The sequence below is a fragment of the Curtobacterium sp. RM9 genome (assembly GCF_054956955.1).
This window is the reverse complement of record NZ_CM143271.1, coordinates 2,182,112-2,200,023: the sequence shown is the minus strand read 5'-3', so window position 1 is coordinate 2,200,023 and position 17,912 is coordinate 2,182,112. Positions and strand designations below refer to the sequence as shown.

At 73.0% G+C, this 17,912-nt stretch carries 14 protein-coding genes; 8 read left to right on the top strand and 6 right to left on the bottom strand.

Features of this window, described 5'->3' with window-relative positions; translation table 11 throughout:
• Window positions 1-3: 3 nt before the first annotated feature.
• Complete coding sequence (locus tag ACY3FI_RS10375) at window positions 4-999, top strand: stage II sporulation protein M (RefSeq protein WP_462547449.1); 996 nt, start codon at window positions 4-6, stop codon at window positions 997-999.
• A 3-nt stretch (window positions 1,000-1,002) separates the two neighbouring features.
• Here the strand turns inward: ACY3FI_RS10375 and ACY3FI_RS10370 are convergent, their stop codons facing one another.
• Genes ACY3FI_RS10370 through ACY3FI_RS10350 form a run of 5 tightly spaced genes read right to left on the bottom strand, consistent with a single transcriptional unit; the run spans window position 1,003 to window position 6,830 of the window.
• On the bottom strand, window positions 1,003-2,361 hold the full coding sequence (locus tag ACY3FI_RS10370) for a DUF58 domain-containing protein (protein ID WP_462547448.1): 1,359 nt from the start codon (window positions 2,359-2,361) through the stop codon (window positions 1,003-1,005).
• Entirely contained in the window at window positions 2,361-3,353 is a 993-nt protein-coding gene (locus ACY3FI_RS10365; protein WP_462547447.1) for an AAA family ATPase, read from the bottom strand. Before ACY3FI_RS10365 ends, ACY3FI_RS10370 begins: the two co-directional genes overlap by 1 nt.
• A complete protein-coding gene (locus tag ACY3FI_RS10360) occupies window positions 3,350-4,606 on the bottom strand; it encodes a DUF4350 domain-containing protein (RefSeq protein WP_462547446.1) in 1,257 nt (418 codons plus the stop codon). Before ACY3FI_RS10360 ends, ACY3FI_RS10365 begins: the two co-directional genes overlap by 4 nt.
• Window positions 4,603-5,235 (bottom strand): DUF4129 domain-containing protein, encoded by a 633-nt coding sequence (locus tag ACY3FI_RS10355; protein WP_462547445.1) that lies wholly within the window; start codon window positions 5,233-5,235, stop codon window positions 4,603-4,605. Before ACY3FI_RS10355 ends, ACY3FI_RS10360 begins: the two co-directional genes overlap by 4 nt.
• Window positions 5,232-6,830, bottom strand: a complete 1,599-nt coding sequence (locus ACY3FI_RS10350) for a glycerophosphoryl diester phosphodiesterase membrane domain-containing protein (protein ID WP_462547444.1) — start codon at window positions 6,828-6,830, stop codon at window positions 5,232-5,234. Before ACY3FI_RS10350 ends, ACY3FI_RS10355 begins: the two co-directional genes overlap by 4 nt.
• A gap of 144 nt (window positions 6,831-6,974) precedes the next feature.
• On the opposite strand from ACY3FI_RS10350, the gene mtrA reads away from it, so the two are divergent.
• The 6 genes from mtrA (at window position 6,975) to secA (ending at window position 15,619) form a co-directional block, all read left to right on the top strand.
• Window positions 6,975-7,649, top strand: a complete 675-nt coding sequence (gene mtrA / locus ACY3FI_RS10345) for an MtrAB system response regulator MtrA (protein ID WP_462547443.1) — start codon at window positions 6,975-6,977, stop codon at window positions 7,647-7,649.
• A gap of 4 nt (window positions 7,650-7,653) precedes the next feature.
• Entirely contained in the window at window positions 7,654-9,321 is a 1,668-nt protein-coding gene (gene mtrB, locus ACY3FI_RS10340) for an MtrAB system histidine kinase MtrB (protein WP_462547442.1), read from the top strand.
• Entirely contained in the window at window positions 9,321-11,000 is a 1,680-nt protein-coding gene (locus ACY3FI_RS10335; RefSeq protein WP_462547441.1) for an LpqB family beta-propeller domain-containing protein, read from the top strand. The genes mtrB and ACY3FI_RS10335 overlap by 1 nt, the downstream gene beginning before the upstream one ends.
• A gap of 110 nt (window positions 11,001-11,110) precedes the next feature.
• On the top strand, window positions 11,111-11,779 hold the full coding sequence (locus tag ACY3FI_RS10330) for a phosphoribosyltransferase family protein (RefSeq protein ID WP_462547440.1): 669 nt from the start codon (window positions 11,111-11,113) through the stop codon (window positions 11,777-11,779).
• Between the two features lie 187 nt (window positions 11,780-11,966).
• Window positions 11,967-12,662: a ribosome hibernation-promoting factor, HPF/YfiA family gene (gene hpf, locus ACY3FI_RS10325; RefSeq protein ID WP_462547439.1), complete on the top strand. Its 696-nt coding sequence runs from the start codon at window positions 11,967-11,969 to the stop codon at window positions 12,660-12,662.
• 179 nt (window positions 12,663-12,841) lie between these two features.
• Window positions 12,842-15,619: a preprotein translocase subunit SecA gene (secA, locus tag ACY3FI_RS10320; protein WP_462547438.1), complete on the top strand. Its 2,778-nt coding sequence runs from the start codon at window positions 12,842-12,844 to the stop codon at window positions 15,617-15,619.
• Between the two features lie 101 nt (window positions 15,620-15,720).
• Here the strand turns inward: secA and ACY3FI_RS10315 are convergent, their stop codons facing one another.
• Window positions 15,721-16,203: an Rv3235 family protein gene (locus tag ACY3FI_RS10315; protein ID WP_462547437.1), complete on the bottom strand. Its 483-nt coding sequence runs from the start codon at window positions 16,201-16,203 to the stop codon at window positions 15,721-15,723.
• A gap of 114 nt (window positions 16,204-16,317) precedes the next feature.
• Between ACY3FI_RS10315 and ACY3FI_RS10310 the strand changes: the two genes are divergently transcribed.
• On the top strand, window positions 16,318-17,823 hold the full coding sequence (locus ACY3FI_RS10310) for a sensor histidine kinase (RefSeq protein ID WP_462547436.1): 1,506 nt from the start codon (window positions 16,318-16,320) through the stop codon (window positions 17,821-17,823).
• The last annotated feature ends 89 nt before the right edge of the window (window positions 17,824-17,912 follow it).

Genomic DNA, 17,912 nt, shown 5'->3' with positions numbered 1-17,912 from the left:
CACGTGGACCTGGAGGCCTACAGCGCGGTGCACCGCGACCGCTGGCAGGAGCTGGACCGGCTGGCCCGGGCCCGCCACGCCTCGGGAGCGGACGTCGACCGCCTCGTCGCCGGCTACCAGGAGGCCGCGACCGACCTCGCGCGCATCCGCGGTGCCGCTCCCCGGACCGCGATCGGCGACCGCCTCTCGCTCACCGTCTTCCGCGCACGCCTCCGCTTCACGGGCACCCCGGTCGATCCGCTCACCGCCGTCACGACGTTCTTCGCGCGCCAGCTCCCCGCCGCCCTGTACCGCATCCGTTGGGCGACGCTGTGGCTGGCCGCGGCGACGGCGGCGATCGCGGCGATCGTCGCGGTGTGGATCGCGACGACCCCCGGCGCCACCGCGACCTTCGGCACCCCCGAGGCCCTGCGGCAGTACGCGACCCAGGACTTCCAGGCGTACTACTCCGACCACGGCCTCGGCGCCTTCACGGCGCAGGTGTGGTCGAACAACGCCTTCATCGCGGCCCGGATGGTGGCGTTCGGCGTCACCGGGCTCTACGTGCCGTTCTCGATCATGCAGAACGCCGTGGGCCTCGGCGTCTCCGCGGCGATCATGCACTCGCAGGGCCGACTCGGCGACTTCTTCCTCTACATCGCCCCGCACGGGCAGCTCGAGCTCTACTCGGTCTTCCTCGCGGCAGCGGCCGGTCTGATGATCTTCTGGTCGTGGATCGCCCCGGGTGCCCGGACGCGCGCGCAGGCCCTCGCCGAGGACGGCCGGGCCCTCATCACGATCGCGGTCGGCCTCGTCCTCACGCTCCTGCTGTCCGGGCTCGTCGAGGGCGTCGTCACCCGGCAGGCCTGGCCGTGGCCGGTCAAGATCGGCATCGGCACGCTCGCCCTGGCCGCCGTCCTCTGGTACCAGTGGGTGCTCGGCGGCCGCGCCCACCGCGCGGGGGAGCGCGGCGACGTCGAGGAGTTCGAGCGCGGCGCGACCGCACTCACCGCCGGCTGACGGTCAGAGCCGCCCGGCCGCCTTGGCGCGGAGGTACGCGTCCGCCACTGCGGGCGGCACCTGGTCGGGCTCGCCCCGCACCACTTCGGCACCGGCCCGGCGGGCCACGTCGCCGACCCCGTCCGCGTCGAGCAGCGTCCGCGTCGCGGCGGCGCGCCGGTAGACGTCGCGCCCGGCCCCGGACCCGGTCTGGAGGCGCGGGGCACGTCCGCCTCGCCGGCCCGGTCCGGCGTCGTCCGGCTCCGGGGCACCGCTCGCCATCCGCTCGACCGCCGGGTCCGCCACGCTCGTGACGACGACGGCATGCCGCCGGGTCAGCCGCGGGAGCACCGCGAGCAGGTCTGCCGAGGCGCCCACCGAGTCGAGGCTCGACAGGAGCACCACGAACGCGCGCGACGTCGTCACCGAGTCGACGACCCCCGGCACGGCGGACCAGTCCGTCGCCGCGAGGCCCGGTTCCGTCAGCGCGAGCGTCTCGCCGAAGCGTCGGACGACGTCCGTCCGGGTGGCGCCGTGCACGCGGTCGCGCACGGTGTCGTCGAGCACGACCAGGTCCACCCGGTCGCCCGCGGCGGTCGCGAGCGCGCCGAGGAGCAGCGCGGACTCGATGGAGGTGTCGAGGCGTGGCTCGTCGTCGATCCGTCCGGCTCCGGCGCGGCCGGCGTCGACGACCACGATCACGCGTCGGTCCCGCTCCGGCCGCCAGGTGCGGACGACGAGGTCCTGCCGCCGAGCGGTCCCGCGCCAGTCGATCGACCGGACGTCGTCGCCGCGGACGTAGTCGCGCAGCGAGTCGAACTCGGTGCCGTGCCCGCGGAGCTGCAGGGTGGTCTCGCCGTCGAGTTCACGCAGCCGCGCCAGTCGCGAGGGCAGGTGTCGGCGCGACCGGAACGGCGGCGTCACGACCAGCTCCCCGGGCGCCGCCAGGACCCGCTGCCGTGCGGCGAGCCCGAGCGGCCCGAACGCCCGGACGGCGACGCCCGCGGTCGAGCGTCGGCCGCGCCGGAACGGCTCGAACCGCATCCGGGCGGTTCGGCGTTCCCCGGCGGGGACCGTCGTGCTGAGCCGTCGTGGCGACTGCCCGGCCGAGGGTTCCCACATGTCCCGCACGACCGCGCGGAGTGTCCGGCGGCCGTCGTTGGCCAGCACGAGCGTGCCGTCGGTGGTCGTCCCGCGGCGCGCGAGGCGCGGCATCCGGCGCTCGACGCGGACCGAGCGGGGGTCGGCGGCGAGCAGGACGTCGAGCGCCGCGGCAAGGACCACGACCGCCGCCCAGGCCACACCGGCCCAGGCGCTGCCGAGGAGCACCGTGGGGACGATCGCGACCGCGAGGAGGGCGACGAACCGGCCGGAGATCGCCACTAGAACGGGACCCGGACCTGCTCGACGACCTGCTGCAGCACCCCGTCGGCACCGACGCCCTCGAGCTCGGCGTCCGCCGCGACCCGGAGGCGGTGCCGCCAGACGGGCAGGAGCATGGCCTGCACGTGGTCCGGCGTGATGGCGTCGTAGCCGGTGAGCCACGCCCAGGCCTTCGCGGCGGCGAGCAGCGCGGTCGCACCGCGCGGGCTCACCCCGACGCGCACGGACGGCGCCTGCCGGGTGGCACGGGCGAGGTCGACCACGTAGGCCAGGACGTCGTCGCGGGCGCCCACGGCGCGGACCGCCCGCTGCGCCGCGAGGACCTCGTCGACCCCGAGCACCGGCTCGATGCCCGCCGAGCGGACGTCGCGCGGGACGAAGCCGTCCGCGTGCCGGCGGAGCACCTGCCACTCCACGTCGCGCGGCGGGACGTCGAGCGTGAGCTTCATGAGGAAGCGGTCGAGCTGCGCCTCGGGGAGCGTGTAGGTGCCCTCGAACTCGATCGGGTTCATCGTCGCGGCCACGAAGAACGGGTCGGGGAGCGGTCGGGCTGCGCCGTCGACGCTGACCTGGCGCTCCTCCATCGCCTCGAGGAGCGCGGACTGCGTCTTCGGGGGCGTGCGGTTGACCTCGTCGGCGAGGAGCACGTTCGTGAACACCGGACCCTCGCGGAACGGGAACGTGCCGGTCGAGGCGTCGTACACGAGCGAGCCGGTGACGTCGCCGGGCATGAGGTCCGGCGTGAACTGGATCCGCTTGGTGTCGAGCGACATCGCGGCCGCGAGGCTCCGCACGAGCAGGGTCTTCGCGACCCCGGGGACGCCCTCGAGCAGCACGTGCCCCTGCGCGAGGATGCCGACGATCATCCCGGAGACGGCGCCCTCCTGGCCGACGACGGCCTTGCCGACCTCGGCGCGGAGCCGACCGAAGGCGTCCCGGAGCGGCTCCTGGCCGGCGTCCGTGGTGGTCTGGGCGGGTGACGGATCGGTCACGGTCGTGCTCCTCGTCGGTTGCGGCGGGTCGTGGTGGGGCGGATGTGCGTCGCTGTCGGTTCCCCGGTCGCGGCGCGGACGGCGTGTTCGAGGTCGTCGAGCGCGGCGGCACCCTGGACGAGCGCCCGGTCGTCGCCGGTGGGGCCGCCGACCAGGGCGGCACCGACCGCGGCGTCGGGGCGCCCGGTGGCGCGGGCCGCGGCACGCACGACCTCGTCGACGTGCGCGCTGCGGGGGAGGCCGAGGCGGCGTCCGATGCGGCGGACGGCCGCGATCCGCAGGGTGTCGAGCGCGTGGGTGCGGTCGCGGGTCCGCGCGTAGAGGCGGGCACGGCCCTCGGTCGTCTCCGCTGCGCGGACGACGACCGGCATCCGCTCGACGACGAGCGGGCCGAGGCGTCGGCCGCGCCAGACACCGGCGGCGACCGCGACGAGCACGAGCAGCAGGAGGGCGCCGGGTACCCACGGCGGGGCGAGGGAGCCCAGCGTCGGGGCGGCGTCGGGGGAGGTGCTCGTCGGCGTGTACCAGACGAGGCGGTCCCCGGAGCCGAGCAGGTCGAGGGCGAACGCGGCGTTGCCGGCCGTGGCGATCGTGTCGTTCCGGAACGCGGCGGTCGTGCCGACGAGCGTGACGTCGCCGCCGGAGGTGGGCGTCCGGACGAGTCCGGCGACGCGGTCGGCACCGCTGCCGGTCGGCGCGCAGAAGTCGGTGTCCGCCGGTGCCCGCTCACCATCGGGCGGTCGGTAGCCCTCGCCGGTGCCGGTGATCCGCTCCGCGGCGGCTGCCGCCGGGATCGCACAGTCGCTGACGGCGATCGTCGCGTCGTCGTCGACCGGGCCGGCGGCCACGACGTCGAGGCCGAAGGCGTCGAGCGCGGTGTCGTCCGTGGTCAGGAGCACGACGTGCGGGGCCGCGCGGGCGAGGAGCCGGGCGACGGTGGCGTCGAGCGCGCCCGCCGAGTCGTCGACGAGCACCGTGGTGTCGCGGAGGTCGTCGGCGTCGAGGCCGTCCGCCCGGTCCACCACGTCGACCCGCGTCCCCTGCTGCCCGAGGACCCGGACGAGCGCCCGGGCGCCGCTCGCGGTCGCCGATCGCGGATCGAGCGGCTCGCGGGTCGGTCCGGACGAGGACTGCACCGCGGCCGTCAGCGCGGCGAGCAGCACGCCGACGAGGACGACGACGACCCAGAACACGGTCCGGCCGGTCCGGCCGGACCGCCCGCGCACCGGCGCGGCCACGGTCGCCGTGCTCATGCGGGCACCACCGGCTGGGTCCGGGGCCGAGCCGCGCGGACGGCGGCCTCGGTGTCGAGGACCGCACGGGCGGTCGCCTCGTCGGCGTCTCGCCCGAGGTACCGGACCGCGTCGAAGGACCGTGCGGCGGCGTCGACCCGGTCGGCCTCGTCCGGGAAGAACGGCGCGGCGCGGCCGGCGACGGCCCGGGCGGTGACGCCTGGGACGTCGCGCACCAGGTCGCGTTCCCCGAGGCCGCGCGCGAGTGCGCGGTACCCGTCGAGCACCGCGGCGGACCAGTCGCGGCTGCGCAGGGCGGCCCGGGCGGCCTCCGCGAGCTCCCGGGCGGAGCGGAGGTCGTCGTCGTCGAACACACCGCCGTCGACCGCCTGCTGCACGCGGGAGCGCCGGCGGGGGAGTCCGCGGGCGACGAGCACGAGGACCACGACCGCGACGAGCACGACGACCGCGATCCAGAGGAAGGCGTGCGCCACCCCGGGGGAGTCGAGGCCGTCGATCCGCAAGGAGCCGAGCCAGTCGAGGAACTGCTTCGACGCACGGTCCCACCACGTGACGCGGGCGCCGTCGTACGCGGAGCGCTCGAGCTCGCGTTCCAGGAGCCGTCGCGCCTCGTCCGGGCCGAGGGTCATGCGGTGCCGTCCGGCGGGTAGCGACGCGGCGCACCCGGTTCCTGCGGTGTGGGCTTCCCCGGCCACGGCTCCTGGCCGTCCGGTCGGGTGGGCTCCGTTGCCGACGGCTGCTGTCCTGGGCCCGGCTGCCCGCCTGCCCACGGGTTCGCGTCGCGGGGCTGTCCGCCGGACGGCTGCGGGCCCGGCTCGGCGGCCGGCCAGGACTGCCCGCCGTACTGCTGGGGAACCGGCTGCGCGCCCGGCCACTGCCGCCCGCCGTACTGCTGGGCAATCGGCTGCGCGCCCGGCCACTGCTGCCCGCCGTACTGCTGGGGAGCCGGTTGCGCGCCCGGCCACTGCTGCCCGCCGAACGGCTGCGCCCCCGGCCACGGCCCGCGGTCCACCACGGGCGCCGGCGCGAACGGGTCGGACGGCTGCCCGGTCTCCAGGTGCGCGACGATCCGCTGGTCGAGCGCCTCGGTCCGGATCCGCCGGTCGATCGCGAGGAACGTCACGACCGACGCGCTCACCACGTCCGTCAGGCACTGCACTGCGATCGTCAGCAGGGAACCGACGACGATGGCGACGACCGCACCCGGCCCGACGCCCGAGGACGCCCCGGTCTGGCCGAGGGGGTCGAGCGCCCCGGTGGCGAACACCGCGCCGAGCGTCAGCGGGATCGACGCGATCGACGCCGCGACGGCGAAGGCGACGTGCACGAGCAGGAGGATGCCGAAGGTCCGCCAGAACGCCCCGCGGGTGAGCCGCCACGACTGGGCGGCCGCGGCGAAGGCGCCCCGGCCCTCGAGCGCGATGGTCGGCACGGTGAACGCGAACCTCGTCGCGAGCCAGGCGATGAGCACGACCGCGCCGAGGAACAGCAGGATCACCACGAGGACGAACCCGCCCGCTCCGGAGCCGCCGGCCGCCAGCCCCGCGACCGCGGCGACGACCACGGCGACCAGGGCGATGCCGAGCACGGCACCGGCGGCGAGCTGCACGAGGATCCACGCGACGACGGACCAGCGCCGTCCGGCGAGCAGCGCCCACAGTCCGCGGAAGCTCGCGCGTCGGCCGAGCACGCGCTGCCCGGTGTCGGCGGCGACGGGCGCGACGAGGAACGCGCGGCCGAGGTAGGCGAGGAAGGGCAGCCCGACGGAGACGAGGAAGAAGAGGGTGATCGACCCGGCGAGCACGTCGTCGGTGTTGCCGCCGTCGGTGTCGATGGCCGAGAACATCCGCGACTGCACGGCCTGGCGTCCGAGCGTGCTCACGAGGGTGGAGAGCAGGCCGAGGACACCGCTGAGCAGCAGGCTCCAGAGGAGCAGCACCCGCGCGTTGCGACGGAGGACGGTGAACGCGCCGGCGAGGACGTCGCCGAGGCCGAGCGGTCGCAACGGGATGACCGGACGCGCGCCCTGCGCGACGGGCGGTGCCTTCGGGACCTGCCCGGAGCCCGGACCGGGCCACGCGCCGGACGGCTGCGGTCCGCCCCAGCCCGGCCCCGCGCCTCCAGCCCGGTGCCCGGCGTCACCGTGCTGGTGCCCCGCGGCACCCTGCTGGTGCCCGTCCCCGCCCGGCTGGTGCCCCGCACCCGGTGTCTGCCAGTCCGACATGCCCGCCCCCTCGTGGTCCGGCCGCGCAGCGGACGCGACCACCTCCATCCTGGCGCAGATCGGTCCTCGACGGGGCCTCGGCTATCGTGAGGGGTCAGGTGCCGCTCGGCACCCGCCGCACGCCACCCGGAGTCCGCCAATCCCATGACACCGCGCATCCTCGTCGTCGACGACGACCAGGCCCTCGCCGAGATGATCGGCATCGTCCTCCGCTCCGAGGGCTACGAGCCGGAGTTCAGCGCCGACGGCAACGACGCCGTCGACGCGTTCCACAGCTCGAAGCCCGACCTCGTGCTCCTCGACGTGATGCTGCCGGGCATCGACGGCATCGAGGTGTGCAAGCGCATCCGCGCCGAGAGCGGGACGCCGATCATCATGCTGACGGCGAAGAGCGACACCGCCGACGTCGTCGCGGGCCTCGAGAACGGTGCCGACGACTACGTCGTGAAGCCGTTCAACCCCAAGGAGCTCGTCGCCCGCATCAAGACACGGCTCCGCCCGACCGCGGCGGACGCGTCGGTGCTGCACGCCGGCGACCTGACCGTCGACGTCGCGGGCCACGAGGTCCGTCGCGGCGACGCCGTCATCGCGCTGACCCCGCTCGAGTTCGACCTGCTCCGGGCGCTCGCCGAGAAGCCGAACCAGGTGTTCACCCGCGAGATGCTGCTCGAGCAGGTGTGGGGCTACCACTACAAGGCGGACACCCGGCTCGTGAACGTGCACGTGCAGCGGCTCCGCGCGAAGATCGAGCACGACCCCGACAACCCGAAGATCGTGACCACCGTGCGCGGCGTCGGGTACCGGGCCGGCGGAGCCTGAGACCGTGCCGGGCCCCGCTCCCGGCCCCGGGACCCTCGGCAGGGTCGGCCGTCGCCTGCGCCAGTGGGTGCGGCGCGGGTGGCACGCCGTCGCCTACCTCTGGCGACGCTCCCTGATGTTCCGGTCGGTGGCCATCACCGTGATGACCACCGGCCTCGCCATCGCGATCATCGGCACCGCCGTCATGATCAGCATCTCGAACAACGTGTACGCGCAGCGGCGCGACCAGATCGAGGCCGAGTCGGCGCGGGCGACGATCGTCGCGCAGGGCATCTTCGACGCGGCGACCGCCGGCGAGGACAACAACCAGGCCGAACTGGAGACGCTGCAGAGCGAGGCGCAGCAGGCGATCCAGTCGAACACCACGAGCCCGGGCGGCACGAGCATCGCCATCGAGCGGACGCCGGGGCAGTCCACCCCACAGATCCTGCAGACGGTTGCGAGCCAGCGGTTCCCGGACGCGGTGATCACCGACGCGCTGCGGGCCGAGGTCGCGAAGAACACCGGCAAGCTGAGCCTCCAGCCGGTCCAGCTGGTGGACGACGGGCGTCGGGAGCCCGGCCTCGCGGTGGGGTCCACGCTGCAGATCCCGAGCGCCGGCCAGTACGAGCTGTACCTCGTGTACGACCTCTCCGACGCGCAGCAGACCCTCGACTTCGTGTCCCAGACACTCTCGATCGGCGGCGTCGCGCTGATGGTGCTCATCGCCCTCGTCACCTCCCTCGTGGTCCGTCTCGTCGTGCTGCCGATCCGCGGCGCCGCCGAGACGAGCCGCAAGATCGCCGCGGGCCGCCTCGACGAGCGGATCCCGGTGCGCGGACACGACGACATCGCGATCCTGGCGCGGAGCTTCAACGACATGGCGGACGCCGTCAGCCGACAGATCACGCAGCTCGCCGAGCTGTCCCGCGTGCAGCAGCGCTTCGTGTCCGACGTCTCCCACGAGCTGCGCACCCCGCTCACCACGATCCGGCTCGCCGGCGACATGCTGTTCGACTCGCGGCACGCCTTCGAGCCGAGCGTCGGCCGGTCCGCCGAGCTGCTGCACGCGCAGGTGGAGCGCTTCGAGCTGCTCCTCGCCGACCTCCTCGAGATCTCCCGCTTCGACGCGCAGGCCGTGCAGCTCGACCCCGAGCCGGTGATCCCGGCCGCGCTCGCGACCGACATCGTCGACGAGTTCCGGCCGCTGGCCGAGCGCGCCGGCACCGACCTGCAGCTCGTCACACCGGGCGGGCACACGACGATGCAGCTCGACGCCAAGCGGGTCCGGCGGATCCTCCGGAACCTCGTCGGCAACGCCATCGAGCACGGCGACGCCAAGCCCGTGCAGGTCATCGTGGACAGCGACGCCCGGTCGGTCGCGATCGCCGTCCGCGACCAGGGCGTCGGCATGCCCCCCGAGGACACCGCCAGGGTGTTCGACCGGTTCTGGCGTGCCGACCCGAGCCGCAAGCGCACCATCGGCGGCACCGGCCTCGGCCTCGCCATCTCCCTCGGCGACGCGAACCTGCACGGCGGCCGGATCGACGTCTGGTCACAGCCGGGGAACGGGTCGACCTTCGTGCTCACCCTGCCCCGCACCGGTCAGGTCGGCGACGCCACCTCGGCCATCCCGCTCCCCGAACTCGACGAACCGTACGACGGCCCCCGCGCCGTCCGAGAGGACGACTGATGCGTACCCGCCTCCGGACCGTCGTCGCCACCGCGCTCGCTGCACTCACCGCCCTCGCGGTCGTCTCGTGCGCCGCGATCCCCACCGACGGTGCCGTCCGCACCGGGCAGTCGATCAAGGACGAGTCGATCTCCGGGGTGGACTACCGCCCGGACAAGCCCGTCGCCGGTGCCGACCAGACGGCGATCCTGCGCGGGTTCATCGCGGCGGGTACCGGTGCGGCGGACGACTACGCGATCGCCAGGGAGTTCCTCGCGCCCGGGTTCGCCCAGGAGTGGAACCCGCGGCGCAGCGTGACGATCCGCCCCGATCCGGCGACGGTCGAGCGGGTGGGCGAACGCGAGCTGACCTACACGCTCACCGCGAGCGCCACGGTCGACTCCGACGGCGAGTACACCCAGGCGGTCCGCCCGACGTCGTCCACCCTGACGTTCCAGTTCACCCGCGTCGACGGGGAGTGGCGGATCTCGTACGCCCCGGACGGCATCATCCTGACCCCGCCGAGCTTCGACTCGGTCTTCCAGCAGCACGCACTGTACTTCTTCGACCCGACGTACAAGTTCCTGGTGCCCGACGAGCGCTGGTTCCTCGCGCGGTCCTCGACGAGCACGCGCATCGCGAGTGCGCTCCTCGCCGGACCAGCGGACTGGCTGAAGGGGGCCGTGGTGTCCTCCTTCCCGGAAGGCACGCAGCTCTCGCTGAACGCCGTCACCGTCGAGAACGGCGCCGCCCTCGTCGACCTGTCGATCGACGCCCTGCGCGCGAGCGGTCAGGACAAGCTCCGGATGCGCGAACAGCTCACGAAGTCGCTCGCCTCGGTCGCGACCGTGTCCTCGGTGTCGATCACGGTCGAGGGCACCACGTTCTCGGTGCCCGACCCGAACGGCTCGGAGGCGCAGCAGAACCCCGACGTCGACGCCCGCCCGCTCGTCGTCCGGAAGGGCACAGCCGGGTACGCGTCCGGGTCAGGTCGGGTCGCGGAACTCGGCAACGGACTCGGCGACCTGGTCGCAGGCCTGCGCCCGACCTCCTTCTCGCTCTCCGCCTCGGGCACCGTGGCGGTGGTCGGCAACGGCGACGGCGTCTTCGTCGTCCGCGGCCGGAAGGCCGTGCGGATCGACCAGACCGACGGTCTCGTCGCCCCGTCGATCGACGACCTCGGATTCGCGTGGGTCGGGTCCGCGAAGGACCCGCGGAAGATCACCGCCTACGGCCTGAACGGGGACCCGCACACCGTCGGCACGACGCTGCCGAGCGGACGGCTCGTCTCGTTCCAGGTCTCGCGCGACTCCGCCCGTGCCCTGGCCCTCGTCGAGACGAACGACGGGCCGAGCCTCTACGTGATGGGCATCATCCGCGGGTCGGACCGCACCCCGACGGCCTTCGGGTCGCCGGTCCGCCTGCAGGCGGCGACCGGGATCGGCCTCGGCGCGACCTGGATCAGCGACTCGGACGTCGCCTCGATGGCCCAGACGACGACCGGCCCCGAGGTGGTCCGCACCACCATCGGCGGGCAGTCGAGCACGCTCCCGAAGCCGGACGGACGCGCAGCGTCGGTCGCCGGGGGGAGCGGCGGCTCGATGCTGCTCCGCATGGCGGACGGACAGGTGCTGCAGTCCACAGGGGGCGGTTGGGTCGAGACGGGGACCACGGCGGACGTGCTCGGCACACAGCGCTGACGGCGCGTCGCTTCGCGTCGTCCTGCACAGCCGGTCCGGTCTGGAGGCGCGTCCACCGTCGTGCTCGTCGGCCCGGGTCCGTCGTCCGGTCGCCACCCAGCATGGTGAGCATGACGACGACGGACCGCCCCTGGGCAGCTGCGCTGCGCGCGCTGCTCGGCCTGCTGCTGCCGGTCGCCTGCGCGGGCTGCGGCCGCCCGGACCACGCGCTCTGCCCGGCATGCCGAACGGAGCTCGACGCGGCCCCGCGGCACGTGCGGCTCGTGGCGGGGGTCCGGCTCGACGCGGCCGCCGTGTACGACGGACTCGTCCGCACGCTGCTGCTGGAGCTGAAGCTCCGCGGCCGGGTCGACCTGGCCGGGCCGCTCGGCGTCCGGTTCGGCGTGCTCGTGCGGACGGCGCTCGCCGAGGCGCCACCGGGCACGGTGCTCGTCCGGGTCCCGCCGTCCCGCTCCGGGTCGCGGCGGCGCGGGTTCGACCCGGTCGTGCTGCTGCTGGCCCGGGGAGGCGTCCGCGGCGCCGCCCGGACGGCGCGGCTCCGCCGGGTCCGGGCGGCAGCCGCGGGCGGCGGCGCACGTGGGCAGAAGGAGCGGACCGCGATCGAGCGCATCGACGCCACCGTGGGCACCCTGGCCGCGTCCGACCTCGGCGGCCGCTCGGTCGTGATCGTCGACGACGTCGTCACCACCGGCGTCACGATGGCCGAGGCGGTCCGCGCCGTGCGCGCAGCCGGCGGCCGGGCGGTCCGCTGCGTCTGCGTCGCGAGCGTGCCGGACTGAGCACGGAACTCCCACCCTGTCCGTGAACGCTCCGTGACCACTGAGCGTCCGGTGGGTGTCCGCACCGAACCGCTCCCACCGCACGACACGCCGTGACGTCGAGCTCCCCGCGGGTCTAGCGTGACGGCAAGGCGTTCAGGATCGCCGGACGGAGGCGACGCGCTGACTGACGGATGGGAGCCGCCACATGGACGTGACGATCACGGGACGGAACGTCGGGGTCACCGACCGATTCCGCACCTACGTCGAGCAGAAGTCCGAGAAGATCGACGTGCTCGCCGACCGCGCCCTCGCGTTCGAGGTGCGGATGAGCCGCCACAACGAGAAGGCTGGCGGCCAGGGCGAGGACCGGGTCGAACTGACCCTGATCGGCCCAGGCCCCCTCGTCCGCGCGGAGTCCGCCGCGTCGGACAAGTACGCGGCGTTCGACCTGGCCTTCGCGCGGCTCATGGAACGGCTCCGCCGAGCGCGTGACCGCCGCAAGGTGCACCGCGGACGGCACCGCCCGACCTCCGTCGCCGAGGCCTCGGGCACGGCGTTCGAGCGGATGGGGGTCACGCCCGCCGACGGCAAGCTCATCGAGGAGGTGGCCACCGGCGCGGTGCCGGTCGTGACCGAGACCTCTGAGGAAGAGGAGCCGCCGTACAGCCCGGTCGTCATCCGGCAGAAGGTGTTCGAGGCCGCGCCGATGACCGTCGACGACGCGCTCTACTTCATGGAGCTCGTCGGACACGACTTCTACCTGTTCGTGGACGCCGAGACGCACCGGCCGAGCGTGGTGTACCGCCGCAAGGGCTGGGACTACGGCGTGATCGGCATCGACGAACAGGGGGCCGGCCAGCAGGCCCCGGCCGACGCCGAGGCGACGGCCGCCCTGGCCTGACGCTGCCGGTCGGGTGGCAGCCGTCGCCCGGTCGTCGACGCGGTCCCCGGTGTGCGCGGTCCCGTTCGCGGGCCGCGCACACCCGTGTCGTTCCCAGCGGGCGGATCGACAGAGGTTGCTAGCATGACTGGCTGATCGCATCGCGCAGGTCGCGCGGGACGACCCCGTAAGGAGCTCACGTGGCAAACGTGCTGGAGAAGGTCCTCCGCATCGGTGAAGGACGCACCCTCCGTCGGCTGAAGGCGTACGCCTCGGCGGTCAACGACCTCGAGGACGACTTCGCGAGTCTGACCGACGAGGAACTCCAGAACGAGACCACCGAGCTCCGTGAGCGGTACGCCAACGGCGAGACGCTCGACGACCTGCTGCCCGAGGCGTTCGCCGCGGTGCGCGAGGCCGCCAAGCGCACGCTCGGCATGCGCCACTTCGACGTCCAGCTCATGGGCGGCGCGGCGCTGCACCTCGGCAACATCGCCGAGATGAAGACCGGTGAGGGCAAGACCCTCGTCGCGACGACCGCCGCCTACCTCAACGCGATCCCGTCGCGCGGCGTGCACGTCATCACGGTCAACGACTTCCTCGCGTCGTACCAGTCCGAGATCATGGGCCGTGTCTTCCGCGCGCTCGGCATGACCACCGGCTGCATCATCGCCAACCAGTCCCCGGCCGAGCGTCGCGAGCAGTACGCCGCGGACATCACCTACGGCACGAACAACGAGTTCGGCTTCGACTACCTGCGCGACAACATGGCGTGGCAGTCCTCCGACATGGTGCAGCGCGGACACTTCTTCGCGATCGTCGACGAGGTCGACTCGATCCTCATCGACGAGGCCCGCACCCCGCTCATCATCTCCGGCCCGTCCTCGGGCGAGGCGAACCGCTGGTTCACCGAGTTCGCGTCCATCGCGACCCGCCTGACCCCGGGTGAGGACTACGAGGTCGACGAGAAGAAGCGCACCGTCGGCGTGCTCGAGCCCGGCATCGAGAAGGTCGAGGACTACCTCGGCATCGACAACCTCTACGAGTCGGCGAACACCCCGCTGATCTCGTTCCTGAACAACGCGATCAAGGCCGTCGCCCTGTTCAAGCGCGACAAGGACTACGTCGTGATGAACGGCGAGGTGCTCATCGTCGACGAGCACACGGGCCGCATCCTGATGGGCCGTCGCTACAACGAGGGCATCCACCAGGCGATCGAGGCCAAGGAGAAGGTCGAGGTCAAGGCCGAGAACCAGACCCTCGCCACGGTCACGCTGCAGAACTACTTCCGCCTGTACCAGAAGCTCTCCGGCATGACCGGCACCGCCGAGACCGAAGCGGCCGAGTTCATGTCGACGTACAAGCTCGGCGTGGTCCCGATCCCGACGAACAAGCCGATGCAGCGCATCGACCAGACCGACCTCGTCTACAAGAACGAGAAGGCGAAGTTCGAGCAGGTCGCCGAGGACATCGCGGAGCGCCACGAGAAGGGCCAGCCGGTCCTCGTCGGCACCACCAGCGTCGAGAAGTCCGAGTACCTCTCGAAGCTCCTCGCGAAGAAGGGCGTCAAGCACGAGGTCCTCAACGCGAAGAACCACGCGCGTGAGGCCGCGATCGTCGCCCAGGCCGGTCGACTCGGTGCCGTCACGGTCGCCACGAACATGGCCGGCCGCGGAACGGACATCATGCTCGGCGGCAACTCCGAGTTCCTCGCCGTGCAGGAGATGCACGCGAAGGGCCTGTCCCCGACGGAGACGCCCGACGAGTACGAGGCCGCGTGGGACGACGTCTTCGCCCGCGTGAAGGCGGAGATCAAGGAAGAGGCCGACAAGGTCCGCGAGGTCGGCGGACTGTACGTCCTCGGCACCGAGCGCCACGAGTCGCGCCGCATCGACAACCAGCTCCGCGGTCGATCGGGCCGTCAGGGCGACCCCGGCGAGAGCCGCTTCTACCTGTCGCTGACCGACGACCTGATGCGTCTGTTCAACTCGGGTGCGGCGGAGAGCCTCATGGGCCGCTCCAACGTCCCCGACGACCTGGCGATCGAGAACAAGCTCGTCGGCCGTGCGATCCGCTCCGCCCAGGCCCAGGTCGAGGGCCGCAACGCCGAGATCCGCAAGAACGTCCTCAAGTACGACGACGTCCTGAACCGGCAGCGCGAGGCGATCTACAGCGACCGCCGCCACATCCTCGAGGGCGACGACATCCACGACCGCGCGCAGAGCTTCCTCAAGAGCGTCGTCGACGACGTCATCGACACGCACACCGGCGAGGGCTCCCCGGACGACTGGGACCTCGACGCCATGTGGACCGAGCTCGGCACGCTCTTCCCGATCTCGATCTCCATCGACGAGGTCATCACCGAGGCGGGCTCGAAGGGCAAGGCATCGCGCGACTTCCTGGCGCGTGAGATCCTCTCCGACGCCAAGCTCGCGTACCAGCAGCGCGAGGAGCTCCTCGGCGACGAGGCGATGCGCGAGCTCGAGCGTCGGGTGGTCCTCTCGGTGATCGACCGCCGTTGGCGCGACCACCTCTACGAGATGGACTACCTCAAGGACGGCATCGGCCTCCGTGCGATGGCCCAGCGCGACCCGCTCGTCGAGTACCAGCGCGAGGGCTACGCCCTGTTCCAGAGCATGATGGGCCAGATCCGCGAGGAGTCGGTGGGCTACCTGTTCAACCTCGAGGTGCAGGTCCAGTCGGACGGCGAGAACGCGATCGTCGAGGCGAAGGGCCTCGGCGAGGACGAGGTCTCCGGTCTCGAGTACTCGGCGCCGTCGATCGACGGCGAGGTCGAGGTCCGCGACGAGCGCGGGCGCCTCGAGCAGGCCGCGACGGCTCGCGCGCAGAAGGCGCAGGCAGAGGCCGAGGCGGCGGCCGGTCCGGAGCAGGGCTCCGCGTTCGGCAACGCGGCCACGGCCTCGGGGCAGGCGGCGAACAACCGTGCGGACCGTCGTCAGGCGGCGCGCAAGGGCTGACCCGACCCGGTCCTGACAGGAGGCGCGGTGCCGGCTGGCACCGCGCCTCCTGTCCGTCCTGTGGCGGGCCCACACCCCGCCGTCGTGACGGAGGTGCTCCCTCAGAGCACGCCGATCGCCGTCGCGCGCCACCGGCCGTGCCGCGCCTCGAGCCGGAGGGCGACCGCCCGCGCGCGGTGCCGCGTGTGCACGACCACGGTCGCCTCGGCCACCCCGTCGGCGGGATGACTCACCAGCACGCTGCCCACGCGGAGGAGCGGTCGCGCTCGCGCACGTCGTCCGAGGGACCGGGCCCGGGCGGCGAGGGCGGCACGGTGCTGCAGGTGCCGGTGCACGTCGTCGGTGATCCAGCGGGCGATGCTGTCGACCTCGCGGGCGCCGGTGAGGATCTCGGCGACGCACAGTCCGAGCGCGCCGGCCACGGCCTCGGCGGTCTGTGGGCAGGCCGTGCCGTCCACCTCGCGCCGGACGTCGTCGTGCGGCGCGACGGGCACCGGTCCGGCTGACGTCGCCGTCGCCGTGGGCCCCGTCGCCGTCGGGCCCTGCCGGGGCGTCGTCGCCTCGACCCGTCGTGCTTCCTCCACCTGTTCCCCTTCCGTCGGGGCGAGCGTAGAAGGAACGCAACATGAGGAATACAACTTGGTCGGACCTGTGGAGAAGCGACGTCGTCCCCACGGCACCGCACCTAGACTGAGCGGGTGTCGACCCTCAGTGACCTCGTCCTCGCACAAGGCCGGTCCTCCGCAGCGGACGTGGAGTGGCTCCACCTGCTCGTCGGGGACTGGCAGCTGCTCGCCGACCTCTCGTTCGCCGACATGGTGCTGTGGGTGCCGACGGCCGAGGACGGCTCGTTCGTGGCCGTCGCACACGCCCGACCGAGCTCCGCGGCGACGCTGTTCTACCGCGACATCGTGGGTCAGGAGATCCGCGAGGAGTGGCGCGAGCAGGTCACGGAGTGCTTCGCCGGGTCGCGGGTCGTCGACTCCGCTGAACCGGACTGGTACGAGGACACCCCGACCCGTGTGCGGGCGATCCCGGTCCTCCGGCGGCTCAGCGCCAACAGCTCCGAGACGACCGAGCGTCCGATCGCGGTCGTCACGCGGCACTCGAACCAGGACGAGATGCGGACGCCGAGCCGGCAGGAGCTCAACTTCACCGCGAGCGCGAACGACCTGTTCGGCATGATCGCGACCGGTGACTTCCCGGACCTCGGCGCCCCCGCTGGTCCCCGCCGTGGTGCGCCGCGCGCGAGCGACGGCCTGCTCCGTCTCGACACGAACGGCATCGTCACGTTCGCGAGCCCGAACGGTCTCAGTGCGTTCAACCGCATGGGCTTCGAAGGGGAGCTCGAGCGGAAGTCCCTCGCCGAGGTGACGACCGAGCTCATCGGCTCGCAGCTCGACGTCGACGAGTCCCTGCCGCTCGTGGTGACCGGACGGGCCCCGTGGCGTGCGGACGTCGAGGCGAAGGGCGTCACGGTCTCGCTGCGCTCCATCCCGCTGCGCGACCAGGGTGACCGCATCGGCGCGATCGTGCTCTGCCGCGACGTCACCGAGCTGCGGCACCAGGAGCGCGAGCTCATCACCAAGGACGCGACGATCCGCGAGATCCACCACCGGGTGAAGAACAACCTCCAGACGGTGGCGTCCCTGCTCCGCATCCAGGCGCGCCGGACCCACTCCGACGAGGCCCGCACGTCGCTGCAGAACGCGATGCGCCGCGTCGCTGCGATCGCCGTCGTACACGACACCCTGTCGACGGGTCTCAGCCAGAACGTCGACTTCGACGAGGTCTTCGACTCCGTGCTCAAGCTCGTGACCGAGGTCGCGGCCTCCCACAACACCACCGTGCGGCCGAAGAAGACGGGTGAGTTCGGCGTGCTCCCGTCCGAGGCGGCGACGCCGCTCGCGCTCGGGCTGACCGAGCTCGTGACGAACGCGGTGGAGCACGGCCTCGACGGACGCGACGGCGAGGTCGAGATCGTCGCCGAGCGATTCGACGACCACCTCGACATCCAGGTGCGGGACAACGGCCGGGGGCTGCCGGAGGGCAAGGTCGGATCGGGTCTGGGCACGCAGATCGTCCGGACGCTCATCCAGGGCGAGCTCAGCGGCACGATCGACTGGCACACGCTCACGGGCAGCGGTACCGAGGTCACGATCACGATCCCCTTCCGCTGGCTCACCGCCGCCGGCGCCGCCTAGCCGCCCGCGCCCGGGGGAACCAGGTTCCGGACACGACACCGCGAAGATCCCCGGTGCTGTGTCCGGAACCTGGTTCCCGAGCGGCGCCC